Source organism: Pseudomonas sp. GL-B-12 (assembly GCF_019955895.1).
Lineage (GTDB): Bacteria > Pseudomonadota > Gammaproteobacteria > Pseudomonadales > Pseudomonadaceae > Aquipseudomonas.
In genome coordinates, this window is the sequence record NZ_JAHBCX010000033.1 from 156,412 (window position 1) to 170,289 (window position 13,878).

At 59.8% G+C, this 13,878-nt stretch carries 13 protein-coding genes; 9 read left to right on the forward strand and 4 right to left on the reverse strand.

Annotated elements, in window-relative coordinates; all coding sequences use genetic code 11:
• Nucleotides 1-70: 70 nt before the first annotated feature.
• The 5 genes from epd to fba all read left to right on the forward strand — a co-directional run bounded on the left by epd (nucleotide 71) and on the right by fba (nucleotide 4,273).
• Nucleotides 71-1,123, forward strand: coding sequence for an erythrose-4-phosphate dehydrogenase (epd, locus tag KGA85_RS18640; protein WP_150725095.1), 1,053 nt, complete (start codon nucleotides 71-73; stop codon nucleotides 1,121-1,123).
• A gap of 12 nt (nucleotides 1,124-1,135) precedes the next feature.
• The gene (locus tag KGA85_RS18645; RefSeq protein ID WP_223460493.1) at nucleotides 1,136-2,299 is read left to right on the forward strand and encodes a phosphoglycerate kinase; all 1,164 of its coding nucleotides are present in this window, start codon (nucleotides 1,136-1,138) and stop codon (nucleotides 2,297-2,299) included.
• A gap of 35 nt (nucleotides 2,300-2,334) precedes the next feature.
• On the forward strand, nucleotides 2,335-2,556 hold the full coding sequence (locus KGA85_RS18650; RefSeq protein ID WP_223460491.1) for a hypothetical protein: 222 nt from the start codon (nucleotides 2,335-2,337) through the stop codon (nucleotides 2,554-2,556).
• A 56-nt stretch (nucleotides 2,557-2,612) separates the two neighbouring features.
• Entirely contained in the window at nucleotides 2,613-2,945 is a 333-nt protein-coding gene (locus KGA85_RS18655) for an MliC family protein (protein WP_223460488.1), read from the forward strand.
• 263 nt (nucleotides 2,946-3,208) lie between these two features.
• On the forward strand, nucleotides 3,209-4,273 hold the full coding sequence (fba, locus tag KGA85_RS18660) for a class II fructose-bisphosphate aldolase (RefSeq protein WP_007981624.1): 1,065 nt from the start codon (nucleotides 3,209-3,211) through the stop codon (nucleotides 4,271-4,273).
• A gap of 203 nt (nucleotides 4,274-4,476) precedes the next feature.
• Here the strand turns inward: fba and KGA85_RS18665 are convergent, their stop codons facing one another.
• The gene (locus KGA85_RS18665; protein ID WP_223460486.1) at nucleotides 4,477-5,142 is read right to left on the reverse strand and encodes a polysaccharide lyase family 7 protein; all 666 of its coding nucleotides are present in this window, start codon (nucleotides 5,140-5,142) and stop codon (nucleotides 4,477-4,479) included.
• 324 nt (nucleotides 5,143-5,466) lie between these two features.
• Here KGA85_RS18665 and KGA85_RS18670 point away from each other — a divergent pair, with 324 nt between their 5' ends.
• Genes KGA85_RS18670 through KGA85_RS18680 form a run of 3 tightly spaced genes read left to right on the forward strand, consistent with a single transcriptional unit; the run spans nucleotide 5,467 to nucleotide 8,460 of the window.
• On the forward strand, nucleotides 5,467-7,590 hold the full coding sequence (locus KGA85_RS18670; protein ID WP_223460484.1) for a putative bifunctional diguanylate cyclase/phosphodiesterase: 2,124 nt from the start codon (nucleotides 5,467-5,469) through the stop codon (nucleotides 7,588-7,590).
• Nucleotides 7,591-7,635: 45 nt separating this feature from the next.
• Nucleotides 7,636-8,127, forward strand: a complete 492-nt coding sequence (locus KGA85_RS18675) for a YgjP-like metallopeptidase domain-containing protein (protein WP_223460482.1) — start codon at nucleotides 7,636-7,638, stop codon at nucleotides 8,125-8,127.
• Nucleotides 8,128-8,163: 36 nt separating this feature from the next.
• A complete protein-coding gene (locus KGA85_RS18680; protein ID WP_090178776.1) occupies nucleotides 8,164-8,460 on the forward strand; it encodes a helix-turn-helix domain-containing protein in 297 nt (98 codons plus the stop codon).
• A gap of 108 nt (nucleotides 8,461-8,568) precedes the next feature.
• Here the strand turns inward: KGA85_RS18680 and KGA85_RS18685 are convergent, their stop codons facing one another.
• Nucleotides 8,569-9,021 (reverse strand): GNAT family N-acetyltransferase, encoded by a 453-nt coding sequence (locus tag KGA85_RS18685; protein WP_223460481.1) that lies wholly within the window; start codon nucleotides 9,019-9,021, stop codon nucleotides 8,569-8,571.
• A gap of 258 nt (nucleotides 9,022-9,279) precedes the next feature.
• On the opposite strand from KGA85_RS18685, the gene KGA85_RS18690 reads away from it, so the two are divergent.
• Complete coding sequence (locus KGA85_RS18690; RefSeq protein WP_223460479.1) at nucleotides 9,280-10,017, forward strand: substrate-binding periplasmic protein; 738 nt, start codon at nucleotides 9,280-9,282, stop codon at nucleotides 10,015-10,017.
• Nucleotides 10,018-10,128: 111 nt separating this feature from the next.
• Here the strand turns inward: KGA85_RS18690 and yccS are convergent, their stop codons facing one another.
• Both yccS and KGA85_RS18700 read right to left on the reverse strand, forming a co-directional pair.
• A complete protein-coding gene (yccS, locus tag KGA85_RS18695) occupies nucleotides 10,129-12,312 on the reverse strand; it encodes a YccS family putative transporter (protein ID WP_223532914.1) in 2,184 nt (727 codons plus the stop codon).
• Nucleotides 12,313-12,570: 258 nt separating this feature from the next.
• Entirely contained in the window at nucleotides 12,571-13,749 is a 1,179-nt protein-coding gene (locus tag KGA85_RS18700; protein WP_223534129.1) for an NAD(P)/FAD-dependent oxidoreductase, read from the reverse strand.
• Between the last annotated feature and the right edge of the window lie 129 nt (nucleotides 13,750-13,878).

Here is a 13,878-nt window from a genome sequence, read left to right on the forward strand (position 1 = left end):
AGCCTGCTCGCGATAGCGTCGGTTCAAACGACACAAAACTGATGGATTCACCACGGTAATCGAGAACCCCATGCCTCAACCGCGTCCCTACAAAGTTGCACTCAACGGCTACGGCCGGATTGGTCGTTGCGTCTTGCGTGCGTTGTTCGAGCGAGGCGACAAGGCTGGGTTCGAGATTGTCGCGATCAACGATCTGGCGGACATGGCCAGCATCGAATACCTGACACGCTTCGACTCCACCCATGGCCGGTTCCCCGGTGAAGTGAAGGTCGACGGCGATTGTCTGCATATCAATGGCGACTGCGTGAAGGTCCTGCGCAGTGCCACCCCCGAAGGCATCGATTGGGCGTCCCTGGGCGTCGATCTGGTGCTGGAGTGCTCCGGCGCTTACCACACCCGCGAAGACGGCCAGCGTTTCCTCGACGCCGGCGCCCCGCGTGTACTGTTTTCCCAGCCGATGGCCAGCGAGACGGACGTCGACGCAACCATCGTCTATGGCGTGAACCAGGATTGCCTGACCGGTGACGAGTTGCTGGTGTCCAACGCGTCCTGCACCACCAACTGCGGCGTGCCGCTGTTGCGCCTGCTGAATCAGGCCATTGGCCTGGACTACGTGTCGATCACCACCATTCATTCGGCGATGAACGATCAGCCGGTCATCGATGCCTATCACCACGAAGACCTGCGCCGCACCCGTTCGGCGTTCCAGTCGGTGATTCCGGTGTCCACCGGTCTGGCGCGAGGTATCGAGCGCCTGTTGCCGGAACTTGCCGGGCGAATTCAGGCCAAAGCCGTGCGGGTGCCGACGGTCAACGTGTCCTGCCTCGATATCACGATGCAGACCGCCACAGCGACCGACGCCACCGAGGTCAACCGGATCCTGCGCGAAGCCGCCACCAGCGGCCCGCTCAAAGGCCTGCTGGCCTATACCGAGCTACCCCACGCAAGCTGTGATTTCAACCATGACCCACATTCGGCCATCGTCGATGCCAGTCAGACCCGCGTTTCCGGCCCTCGGCTGGTGAACATCCTGGCCTGGTTCGACAACGAATGGGGTTTTGCCAACCGAATGCTGGACGTTGCAGAACACTATCTGCAAACAGCAATTTCAAAAAAACCGTAGGAAGTGCGACCCATGACCGTGTTGAAGATGTCCGACCTCGATCTGCAAGGTAAGCGCGTATTGATCCGCGAAGACCTCAACGTCCCAGTCAAGGACGGTGTTGTCACCAGCGATGCGCGTATCCTGGCCTCGCTGCCGACCATCAAGCTGGCCCTGGAAAAAGGCGCGGCCGTGATGGTCTGCTCGCACCTTGGCCGTCCGACCGAAGGCGAGTTCTCGGCCGAGAACAGCCTCCAGCCAGTCGCCGACTACCTGAGCAAGGCTCTGGGGCGTGAAGTGCCGCTGGTGGCCGATTACCTGGGCGGTGTTGACGTGAAAGCGGGCGACATCGTGCTGTTCGAAAACGTGCGCTTCAACAAAGGCGAGAAAAAGAACGCTGACGAACTGGCCCAGCAATACGCCGCCCTGTGCGACGTGTTCGTGATGGACGCCTTCGGCACCGCTCACCGTGCCGAGGGTTCGACCCACGGCGTGGCCAAGTTCGCCAAAGTCGCTGCTGCCGGCCCGCTGCTGGCCGCTGAACTGGACGCACTGGGCAAAGCCCTGGGCGCCCCGGCCCAGCCAATGGCGGCCATTGTCGCCGGCTCCAAGGTGTCGACCAAACTCGACGTGCTGAACAGCCTGAGCCAGATCTGCAACCAGTTGATCGTTGGCGGCGGTATTGCCAACACCTTCCTGGCGGCGGCCGGTCACCCGGTCGGTAAATCCCTGTACGAGCCAGACCTGCTGGACACCGCTCGCGCCATCGCCGCCAAGGTCAGCGTACCGCTGCCAGTGGACGTGGTGGTTGCCAAGGAATTCGCTGAAAGCGCCGCCGCGACCGTCAAGCTGATCGCTGACGTCGCTGCCGACGACATGATCCTGGACATCGGCCCGCAGACCGCGGCGAATTTCGCCGAGCTGCTGAAGTCGTCGCAAACCATCCTGTGGAACGGTCCGGTCGGCGTGTTCGAATTCGATCAGTTCGGTAACGGTACCAAAGTGCTGGCCCAGGCCATCGCGGACAGCGCGGCGTTCTCCATCGCTGGCGGCGGCGACACTCTGGCGGCCATCGACAAATATGGCGTTGCCGAGCAGATCTCCTACATTTCTACCGGCGGTGGCGCGTTCCTCGAATTCGTCGAAGGCAAGGTCCTGCCAGCCGTTGAAGTCCTGGAAAGTCGGGCCAAGGCCTGAGGGTCGCCCGTTTGACCAGGCAAGGGAGTGTTGAAATGGTCAAGACGTTAGCGCTGTTGATCGTCGCAGGTTCGTTGGTGGCGTGCGGGAGTAACCCGAAGGCCACCCCGGAATCTGCGCCGTCCGAGTCGGACAAAGGCTGCTACCAGGCTGACTGGCAGGCCGAAACCAACCCGGTGCTCAACAAGCGTTCCGGGCCGGAAGGCCTGGACAAATACGAGACCCAGGCACCCGCCAAGGAACATGGCTGCCCTTGACGGGTCTGACTCATTACTCAGGGCTGGCGGCGTGCGCCGTCAGTCGAGGGGCACGGATGAAAGGTTTTATCGCAGTTGCGGCATTGGCGTTGTTGGCGGGTTGTGCTCAGTTGAACCTGTTCCAGTCGTCCGCGCCTGTGGATAACTGGACCACCTGGACCTGCGACAGCCAGGCCAAGGTGCTGTGGCGCTACACCGACGACAGCCGCAGGGAAGTCGACGTGCGCCTGGGTGGTGCCGATCAGGTCTACCGCTTGAAGCAGGAACCGGGTGCATCAGGTTCGCTGTACAGCAATGACATGCTGGCGTTTCACATAAAAGGTGAGGAAGGCCTGGTTTACTGGGTCGCCACCAATGATTTGATCGGCCGCGGTTGTAAAGCGCAGTAACACGATTTATCTGATACGCAGAGGTCAAAATGTGGGAGCGGGCTTGCTCGCGAAAGCGGTTGATCAGCTTGCATCACTGTTGAATGTGAAACCGCATTCGCGAGCAAGCCCGCTCCCACAGTGGTTCTGTGTAGTTCTTGAGATTTTTGCAACACCCGAATCCGCAGTCCGGGCCAACCCCCGATCTGCAAAAACTTGAATAGCCGCCGCCGCTACGGCAGGCTGGCACGATTAACGACCCTCAACCGGGAGAGATATACACAATGGCACTTATCAGCATGCGCCAGATGCTGGACCACGCAGCCGAGTTCGGCTACGGCGTTCCAGCCTTCAACGTCAACAACCTTGAGCAGATGCGCGCCATCATGGAAGCCGCTGACAAGACTGACTCCCCGGTGATCGTCCAGGCTTCGGCCGGTGCTCGCAAATACGCCGGCGCACCGTTCCTGCGTCACCTGATCCTGGCAGCCATCGAAGAATTCCCGCACATCCCGGTGTGCATGCACCAGGACCACGGCACCAGCCCTGACGTCTGCCAGCGCTCCATTCAACTGGGTTTCAGCTCGGTGATGATGGACGGTTCCCTGGGCGAAGACGGCAAGACCCCGACCGACTACGACTACAACGTGCGTGTTACCCAACAAACCGTGGCCATGGCTCACGCCTGCGGCGTTTCGGTAGAAGGCGAACTGGGCTGCCTGGGTTCGCTGGAAACCGGCATGGCCGGTGAAGAAGACGGCATCGGCGCCGAAGGCGTTCTGGATCACAGCCAGATGCTGACCGACCCGGAAGAAGCCGCTGACTTCGTAAAACGCACTCAGGTTGATGCCCTGGCAATCGCCATCGGTACCAGCCACGGCGCGTACAAGTTCACCAAACCGCCTACCGGCGACGTGCTGGCCATCGACCGCATCAAAGAGATCCACAAGCGCATTCCGAACACTCACCTGGTGATGCACGGTTCGTCTTCGGTTCCGCAAGAGTGGCTGGCGATCATCAACCAGTACGGCGGCGACATCAAGGAAACCTACGGCGTACCGGTTGAAGAAATCGTCGAAGGCATCAAGCACGGCGTGCGCAAGGTCAACATCGACACCGACCTGCGCCTGGCATCCACTGGCGCAATGCGTCGCCTGATGGCTACCAACCCGAGCGAGTTCGACCCACGTAAATTCTTCGGCGCCACAGTCACAGCCATGCGCGACGTGTGTATCGCTCGCTACGAAGCCTTCGGCACTGCCGGCAACGCTTCGAAGATCAAGGCGATCTCGCTGGAAGGCATGTATCAGCGTTACCTGAAAGGTGAGTTGAACGCCAAGGTCAACTAAGCCTGAGCGTTAAACTGCCTTGATGAAAAACCCGCCGAGAGGCGGGTTTTTTGTGGGCGAGAGAAATATATGACGCGGGCTTTTGTAGCGAGGGAGCTTGCTCCCGTTCGAGAGCGAAGCTCTCGCCTTCGGCGTTGGGGCTGCTTCGCCCGAACGCGGACCGGCCCAGCGGGAGCAAGCTCCCTCGCCACAAAGGGTTCGGGCTATTGATTGTGATCAATATCCAGCTTGCTGAACGTCACTTCCCCGCCTTCGCTTGTGTACCCCGTGTTGTCCTGCACATAGACGCCGGCCTTGAAGTACAGCGGCTTATCACGCCACATCGCGCTGATATCGGTATTCCACTGATAGCCCGCCGCACTGATGCCCAATGCACCGCCGGGGCTGAGGTGGATGAGGTAGGAGAATTCCTGATTGAGTTTCACGCCGGTGGCGATGGTGATGACTCGGGGGGTGTCGTCGGGGTGCATGCGGACTTTGGCGACGATGTTGCCGGTCGAGCTGTAGGTTTTGTATTGATACTCGACCTTCACCATGGGCTTCTGGCTGTTATAGGCGTGGATCTGGCCAATGACGATCTTGCCCGAGCTGGGTACCTGGCTGACCGAAAGGGTCGCATGCAGGGAGTTGTCAGCGTCGGGGTAGTACCAGTTTTTCAACGTGCCGTTGCTGTAGGTTTCACGCAATTCGGTGCGTGGGTAAATCGCGTTTTCGGTACGGGAGCCGGTCACGGGCGTCCAGAAAAACAACGTGCCGGTGTCGGAGTGGAAGTATTGATCCTTGAAGCCATCCACCAGTTTGGCGGTTTCGACGGTGTACGGCGGGTTGCCAACGGGAACGCTGAGGTTCCAGCTTGCGAGATCGATCATGTCGGTTCTTCCACTCGATTCATGCTGAACGGGCGTGCCAGAAGCTCTAGACCGCACCTTTGGGGCGGCCTTTATAAGCGTAGCGGGATATTTTGTTAACGCTTGTCTGACGGGTGGTTGACGTCAACATCCTGTCTAAGATGCCATCTTCCCGGTTTTCATGGAACTGAACCATCGACCGCTAGTCGGTAAAAAGACACAATGATTATATGATGGCTTACTGACACCTTCTGCTTTTGCAGAACCGGGTCTAGAGTGATGGCACCGTATTTGTCCGGTTTTCACGAGAAGCCGGCCTGACACCCCCGCAATTAGAGAGGCAGCATGGAATGCGCGCAACCCACGCCAGTAGAAGGCGGCTCGACCCTTTTAGTCGTCGACGATTACCCTGAAAACCTGATCAGCATGCGCGCGTTGTTACAGCGCCAGGACTGGCGGGTCATTACTGCCGCCTCGGGTTTCGAGGCCCTCGGCTTGTTACTTGAACACGACATCGACCTGGTGCTGCTGGATGTGCAGATGCCGGGCATGGACGGCTATGAAGTGGCGCGCCTGATGCGCGGTAGCCAGCGGACCCGTCTCACGCCGATCATTTTCCTGGCCGCCAACGAACAGTCCCGGGACGCCGTGATCAAGGGTTATGCCAGTGGTGCGGTGGATTACCTGTTCAAGCCGTTCGATCCACAGGTCTTCACGCCCAAGGTCCAGGCGTTACTCGAACACCAGCGTAACCGCCGAGTCTTGCAGCGCCTGAGTCATGATCTGGAAGCCGCTCGTGCCTTTAATGCGTCGGTGCTGGATAACGCTGCCGAAGGCATTCTGGTATTGGGTGAGGACGGTCTGATTCGTTTTGCCAATCCGGCGATGTCACGCTTGCTCAATGCCACGGTGCAGGAACTGCAAGGCAAGGAGTTTGTGGACTACCTGCAAAAACCGCATATCCCGATCTGGGCCGATTCCGAGTTGCTGGCCGGATACAAACGCGGTGAAACCCTGCGCCTGCACGATGCCCTGCTACGAACGGCGCCCGGCCAGCAGGTACCGGTGGCCTTGTCCTGCGCGCCATTGCCCGCCGAGCAACAGGCGATGGTAGTGACCGTGCTGGACATGTCGGTGGTGCGCCATCTGCATCAGCAACTGGAGTTTCAGGCGGTCACCGATCCGCTGACCGGATTGCTCAACCGCCGGGGGCTCTACCAGACCGTAGAGAACCTGCTGTTGCGCGGTGAGCGTTCCGACAGTTCCTGGGTCTTGATGTACCTGGACCTCGACGGCTTCAAGCGAGTCAATGATTCGCTCGGGCACGATGCCGGCGATCGGGTGCTGCGCTGGGTCTGCGAACAGTTGAAGGCTTGCCTGCGGCCCTTCGACATTCTGGCGCGGATGGGCGGCGACGAATTCATTGCGTTGCTGGATCTGGAGTTCCCCGAGCAGGCGGCGAAGATTGCCGAGAAGCTCATCGAGCGAGTGTCGATCTGTCAGCAGATCGACGGCTTCGATATCGCCCTGGGTGCCAGCATCGGCATCGCCACGTTCCCTGATTGTGGCGCCAACCTCGACGGGATGCTGCGGGCGGCCGACATCGCCATGTACGAAGCCAAGCGTGCCGGCCGCCAGCAATATCGCTTCTACGATCATGAAATGAACGGTCGGGCGCGCTCGCGACTGATGCTGGAAGAAAGTGTGCGCACGGCCATCGAGAACCGGGAATTCAATCTGGTGTATCAGCCTCAGGTTGCGATTGTCGACGGGCGGACTCGTGGCTTCGAGGCCCTGTTGCGCTGGCAGCATCCGAGCGTTGGCGATGTCCCCCCGGGGCTGTTTTTGCCATTGCTGGAGGAGGTGCGGTTGATCAGTCGCCTGGGCAGCTGGATTTACCATCGCGGCATCGGGCAACGCAAAGCCTGGGGGGCTCTGTTTACCGAGGACCTGGTGCTCGGCGTCAGCTTGAGCAGTACGCAGTTCGGCATGCCCAACCTGGTCACCGAGTTGCGCCAGGTGCTGGAGCGCCATGGCTTGCAACCGCGTCATCTGGAAGTCGAGGTCACGGAAGAGGCCTTGATGCTCAACCCCGAAGAAACCCGCAAGCAATTGCGCCTGCTGCACAATCTGGGCGTACGAGTGGCATTGGATGACTTCGGGGCCGGCCCCTGCTCCCTGACGCACTTGCGCGACCTGGAGCTGGATACCCTCAAGATCGATCGCCATTTGATTGCCCGGTTGCCAGAGTCGGTACGGGATGCGGCGCTGGTGCGCAGTGTGATCGACCTGTGCAAACAGTTCGGGATGCTGGTGATTGCCGAAGGGGTGGAAACCGCCGCGCAGTTTGAATGGCTGCAAGCCAATGGCTGTGAATATGTGCAAGGTTTTCTGGTGGCCCGGCCGATGATGGCCGAAGACACCGGGGTCTTTGTCCAGCCGTTTGACTGGAGCGCGCTGCCCCGCTGAATTCGCTACACTGGCGACCTTTTAGTGACCTGTATTGCCGCCCCGATGACCGTGTTGAAATATCTCCAGGCTTATCCCGCTACCTTGCAGGATCAGGTGCGCCAGCTGATCGCCGACGGTCGGCTGGGCGATTACCTGAGCCAGCGTTACCCGCAAAAGCACGGGGTGCAGAGCGACAAGGCGCTGTACACCTATGCCCTGGACCTCAAGCAGGAATTCCTGCGTAATGCCCCGGCCATCGACAAGGTGCTGTTCGACAACCGCCTGGACCTGACCCACCGTGCCCTTGGCCTGCACACCACGATTTCCCGGGTGCAGGGCGGCAAACTCAAGTCCAAGAAGGAAATCCGCATCGCGTCGCTGTTCAAGGAAGCGCCTTGCGAGTTCCTGAAAATGATCGTGGTGCATGAACTGGCGCACTTCAAGGAATCGGACCACAACAAGGCATTCTACAAACTGTGCGAACACATGCTGCCGGGTTATCACCAGGTGGAGTTTGATGTGCGGGTATACCTGACGTGGCGGGACATGCAATAGCTATCGCCGCCGAGAATCGCAACAAGGAGTGTGTGGATGGACGTGAGCAAGACCAAGAGCAGCTTCTATCGTCGGTTGTACGTGGCGTACCTGATCGACAGCGGGCTGGCCAGCAGTGTCCCGGCGCTGACCGAGGTCACCGGCATGCCCCGGCGCACGGCACAGGACACCATCGCGGCGTTGGCGGATCTGGATATCATTTGTGAGTTCGAGCAGGAAGAGGGCGCGCGCAACCATGCGGGGCGCTATCGGATTCGCGAGTGGGGGGCGATTGATCGCGGGTGGATCGAGCGTAATCTGCGGCAGATCAAGGCGGTGCTGGAGTATCCCTGACGCCAGTGGTGACTGAGCTGACGCCTTCGCGAGCAGGCTCGCTCCCACGGTTGATTTTGGTTGTGAACGCAATCCAGTGTGGGAGCGAGCCTGCTCGCGAAAGGGGCTTCAGGAACGACGCATCCCGATGTGTGGAATGCCATCCTCGACAAACTCCTCGCCCGTCACGACAAACCCGTACCGCCCGTAATACCCCTGCAAATGCGTCTGGGCCGAGAGGTAGATCGGCGTTTCCGGCCAGCGTTCTTCAATCTGTTTCAACGCCTGGTCCATCAACTCATGTCCAAGCCCGGCGCCTCGTGCGTGTGGAGCAATGATCACCCGACCGATCACTACGTCCCCGCCTTGCAGTTCCGGGTCGAGCAGCCGCAGATAGGCCACCAGTTGATTGCCGTCCCAGGCCATCAAGTGGCAAGTGTCACCTTCCAGGTCCTGGCCATCCACGTCTTGATAAGCGCATTGCTGCTCGACGACGAACACTTCTGCACGCAACTGCAAAATGGCGTACAGCTGCTCCTTGCCCAGGTCGCTGTGGTGTTTGCAGATCCAATCGACTGTCATGTTTTGATTCCCTGAAAACGTCGTTCCGATACTAAGCGCACTCACGTCAGAAGTCTTTATGGTGGAAGAATCTGTGACAAAGGCCAAAATGCCATCATTCATTTCTCGCGCAGATGTCTTCTTTGTGTAATCTGGATCGAAGCGCTGTGCTGTGGCGTCGATGAGCTAATGTTGAGTACCCGGGTCTTGCCGGTACAGGGGCCTTGGGGTTTTGGCTGAAAACACGTCGGGCAACCCGCCCGCTAAGGATTTTCTAGCATGCCGCGATTGCATCGAGCTTTGGCCTTGATTGGATTGCTGTTGCTGGTTCAGGGAGCGGCGGCAGAAAAACTGCGGTTGGTCGCTGATGCCTGGCCGCCCTTTACCGACGCCACGCTCGTCAATGGTGGTTTGGCCACGGACATTGTCAGTACCGCGCTCGCCAGGGCCGGCTATGCCAGTGAGTTCGAGCAGGTGCCCTGGGCACGGGCCTTGATGGGATTGGGTGAGGGCCGATACGACGTGCTGGTCAACGCCTGGTACACCGAGGAGCGGACCAGGCTTGGCCAGTTCTCCGGCGAGTACCTGCTCAATCGCGTGCGCTTTCTCAAGCGCAAAGACGAGCCCATCGAATTCAATAACCTGCAGCAATTGCACACTTATCCGATCGCTATCGTGCGTGGATACGCGTATTCGCCCGCGTTCGACAACGACGACTCGTTGCAGAAAATCCCTGTACACAGTTTCGCCATGGCGGTGCGCATGCTCGCGGCCGACCGGGTCAAGCTGACGCTGGAAGATGAATTCGTCGCCCGCTACTACCTGGCCCGTGAGTCACCCAAGGTGCGAAACGCCGTGGAATTCCTGCCCAAACCATTAAGCGAGAACAGCCTGCATATTATGGTCAGCCTGAAGAATCCCGAGCATGCACGGATCGTCGCCGGTTTCGACCGCGAGATCGCGGCGATGAAGGCGGACGGGAGTTATGACAAGTTGATGAGGCAGCATGGGATGTAGAGGGGCAGCTTCAAGCCGCAAGCATCAAGCTATAAGTTGATCTTTGGCGCGGCGAAGTTTCTTGTGGGAGCGGGCTTGCCCGCGAAGGGGCCCGCCCAGACACAAGAGATCTCAATCTTCACTGGTGTCCTTGATGAGATGCGCCGCCAACGTCCGCAACGGCCCCAACTGCCGACAAATCAACGCCAGTTGCGTCTGCACCAACCGCTGCCCCTCATCGATTTCATCAGGCATCTGTTCCAGTTCATTGGCCAGTGCTTCTTCTTCATCGCTCTGAATCGCAATCGAAGACTTGCTCGCCAGCCCTTGGGCGATCTCGTCGATACTGGCGGCCAGTTTCACCCCGGCCCCATCGATCAAATGCTCGCGCACGTCCGCCGGCAGTTGGGTTTCCCGGTGCGCGCCCAGGCCCGACAGGTAACTGAGCAGCGTGTGCGACAGCACCAGGAAGCGGAAGCCCACATCCGCTTCCTTACGAAAGTGTCCCGGCTCCATCAGCATGTTGGCCAGCGTGGTCGACAGCGCCGCGTCGGCGTTGTGCGCGTTGCGGCGGGCCAGGCGGTAAGCCAGGTCGTCGCTTTTGCCTGCCGCGTATTGCTGCATGATCTGACGCAAGTAAATGCTGTTGCAGGCCAGGGTGTTGGCCAGCACTTTGTTCAGGCGTCGGCCCTGCCAGTCCGGCAGGAACAGGAACACCGCCAGCCCGGCAATGAGGCTGCCGAGCAAGGTATCGAACAACCGTGGCAGGAACAGTCCGTACCCGTCGCCCACCTGGTTGAAGCAGAACAGCACCATCAAGGTGATTGCCGCCGTCGCCAGGGTGTAGCGGGTGGTGCGGTTGGTAAAGAACACCACGCCGGCGGCAATAGCGAAACACGACTGGATCAGCGGGTTCGGGAACAGGTCGAACAGCGCCCAGGCCAGGGTCAGGCCGATGGCGGTGCCGATGATTCGTTGACCAAGTTTGCGGCGGGTGGCGCCGTAGTTCGGTTGGCAGACGAACAGCGTAGTGAGAATGATCCAGTAGCCTTGGGACGGGTGAATCAAATGCACCATGGCGTAGCCGATGCTCAAGGCCAGGGGCAATCGCAGGGCATGGCGGAACAGCAGCGAGGTCGGCGTCAGCTGCGTGCGCAAGCGAAGCCACACGTCCTTGAGGCTGCGCGGCGAACGGTCGAGCAGGCTGCTGTCGGTGGCGTCGGCCAGGGCGTCGGGGTTACTGGCATCGCTGAGCAAGCGGTCGAGAGTGCCGAGGTTGGCCGCCAGTGCCCGCAGTGAACGCAGCAAACCGCGCCAGGCCGGGTTGCTCTGGATGCGCAGGTGTTCGAGAGAGGCATCGAGGTCGCTCAGGGCCTCGGCGAAACTGGCGTCATAGGTGAACGGCTGGCGCATCTGGATCGACTCGGCCAGGGCCCGGCAGGCCTTGCCTTGCTGGCGCAACAGGCGTTGGCAGCGGAACAGTACGTCGCTGTGGAAGAAGGCGTCGGCCAGGGCGTTATACGGGTAGTGCGATGAGCTAGCGCGTTCGTGGATGTCCTGGGCGAGGAAGTACAGCTTGAGGTAGCGGCTGACTTTCGACCCCGGGCGACCGTTGCCGACCCGGTGCAGGATGATCTCCTTGGCGGCGTTCAATGCCGCCACTACCCGGCCGTTCTGCTGGGCCAATTCCAGGCGCCGCGCCTCCACGTCCATCTGCCGGATCGGCTCGAACAGCGAGGATTTGAGCTTCAGGTAAAAGCCCAGCTCGCGGAACAGGCGCGCCAGGCTCTGCTGCACCGGCTGATTGGAAAACAGCGCCTGCCATAACACCGACAGCAACCCGTACCAGGCAGCACCGGCCACCAGCAGCAACGGCTCGTGCCAGACATCGGTGACCGCGCCGCCACGCTGGTCCACGCCGATCATGGTGTAGACCGACAGAATCAGCGTCGCCGAGGCAATCGCGCCGTAGCGCTCGCCGAGGGCGCCAAGCATGGTCAGGCAGAACGCGGCCAGGGCGAAGGCGATGATAAACAGCGAGGGGTAGGGGAAGAGCAGTTCGACAGACAGGGCGGCAACCGCGAAACACACCAGCGTCACGGCCAGCGCGTTGATACGGCCCTGCCAACTGTCGTCGGTTTCGGCCAGGGCACTGGCGATAATCCCCAGGAACAACGGGATCAGCAGGCCCATTTCATCCTGATACCAACACAGCGCCATGGTGCCGGTCAGGGCAATGAATACCCGCACGCTGTAGCTGAATTTATCCAGCGCCCAAAGGCGACGCAGAGACTGGCGGAACGAAGTCGATGACATGAAATGCGAAGGCCTTCCGAGGCAATGACGCTAAATTGAGCCACTAATGACGCCGACGCAATGGCGTCGATCACATCAGACAGCAAAATCTGTTCCTTCCTTGTGCGAATACAATCTGCAAATCATCACAGATCCAATGTGGGAGCGGCGGTGCGGCGATCCGACTTGCTCGCGAAAGCGTCCTTTCAATCAACATTGATGTTGAGTGTTATGGCCCCTTCGCGAGCAAGCCCGCTCCCACATTTTGATTTGTGTTTATCAGACGTACTGCGCGGCGGCGTAACCGGAAGCCCACGCCCACTGGAAATTGAACCCGCCCAGATGTCCGGTCACATCCAGCACTTCACCTATGAAGTACAGCCCCGGGCTTTTCAGCGATTCCATGGTCTTGGACGACACTTCATTGGTGTTGATGCCGCCCAGGGTCACCTCGGCGGTGCGATAGCCTTCGGTGCCGGCGGGCACGACTTTCCAGCTCGCCAGTTTCTCCGCGATATCGGCCAGTTCCGCGTGGGTGTACTGCTTCATCGGTTTGGAGACGAACCAGTTGTCCGCCAGCAGGTTGGCCATTTTCTTGGTGAAGATTTCACCGAGCAGGGTTTTCAGCTCGCTGTTGGGACGTTCGGCTTGCTGCTGTTGCAGCCAGTCCGGCACGTCGTGATCCGGCAGCAGGTTGATCTCGACGGTATCGCCGGACTCCCAGAACGACGAAATCTGCAAAATCGCCGGACCGCTGAGGCCGCGGTGGGTGAACAGGATGTTCTCGCGGAAGCTCTGGTCGTTGCAGCTCACCAGGCAATCCACCGACGTACCGGACAGCTCAGTGCACAAGGCCTTGAGCTGATCGGTGATGGTGAATGGCACCAGGCCGGCGCGGGTCGGCAGTAGCTCGTGGCCAAACTGCCTGGCCACCTGGTAACCGAAACCGGTGGCGCCCAGGGTCGGGATCGACAGGCCGCCGGTGGCGATCACCAGCGATTCGCACGTTATCTGGTCGAGCGTGGTGTCCAGCAAATAGCCTTTCTCAAGCTTCTCGATGGTCTGGATCGAGGTGTCCAGGTGCAGGCTGACGCCGACCTGATCGCACTCGTTGAGCAGCATTTCCAGGATGTCGCTGGATTTGTTATCGCAGAACAGCTGGCCGAGTTTTTTCTCGTGATATGGCACGCCGTGCTTGGCCACCATGCCGATGAAATCCCACTGGGTGTAACGAGCCAGGGCGGATTTGCAGAAGTGTGCATTCTGCGAGAGGAAATTGCTCGGTTCTGTGTACATGTTGGTGAAATTGCAGCGGCCACCGCCCGACATCAGGATTTTCTTGCCGGCCTTGTTGGCATGGTCGAGCAACAACACTTTGCGCCCACGCCCGGCGGCGGTCAGTGCACACATCAACCCTGCGGCGCCAGCGCCAATGATCACGACTTCGGTAGAGCGCAAAACGGTGTCCTCTTGATGTATCACCACAAAACCAATGTGGGAGCGGGCTTGCTCGCGAAAGGGCCATCACATTCAACATCAATGTCGACTGATAAGCCGCTTTCGCGAGCAAGCCCGCTCCCACAGGGG

Coding starts and splice junctions, on each gene's coding strand:
- epd (WP_150725095.1), top strand. CDS start 71: ATGCCTCAACCGCGTCCCTACAAAGTTGCACTCAACGGCTACGGCCGG.
- KGA85_RS18645 (WP_223460493.1), top strand. CDS start 1,136: ATGACCGTGTTGAAGATGTCCGACCTCGATCTGCAAGGTAAGCGCGTA.
- KGA85_RS18650 (WP_223460491.1), top strand. CDS start 2,335: ATGGTCAAGACGTTAGCGCTGTTGATCGTCGCAGGTTCGTTGGTGGCG.
- KGA85_RS18655 (WP_223460488.1), top strand. CDS start 2,613: ATGAAAGGTTTTATCGCAGTTGCGGCATTGGCGTTGTTGGCGGGTTGT.
- fba (WP_007981624.1), top strand. CDS start 3,209: ATGGCACTTATCAGCATGCGCCAGATGCTGGACCACGCAGCCGAGTTC.
- KGA85_RS18665 (WP_223460486.1), bottom strand. CDS start 5,142: ATGATCGATCTCGCAAGCTGGAACCTCAGCGTTCCCGTTGGCAACCCG.
- KGA85_RS18670 (WP_223460484.1), top strand. CDS start 5,467: ATGGAATGCGCGCAACCCACGCCAGTAGAAGGCGGCTCGACCCTTTTA.
- KGA85_RS18675 (WP_223460482.1), top strand. CDS start 7,636: ATGACCGTGTTGAAATATCTCCAGGCTTATCCCGCTACCTTGCAGGAT.
- KGA85_RS18680 (WP_090178776.1), top strand. CDS start 8,164: ATGGACGTGAGCAAGACCAAGAGCAGCTTCTATCGTCGGTTGTACGTG.
- KGA85_RS18685 (WP_223460481.1), bottom strand. CDS start 9,021: ATGACAGTCGATTGGATCTGCAAACACCACAGCGACCTGGGCAAGGAG.
- KGA85_RS18690 (WP_223460479.1), top strand. CDS start 9,280: ATGCCGCGATTGCATCGAGCTTTGGCCTTGATTGGATTGCTGTTGCTG.
- yccS (WP_223532914.1), bottom strand. CDS start 12,312: ATGTCATCGACTTCGTTCCGCCAGTCTCTGCGTCGCCTTTGGGCGCTG.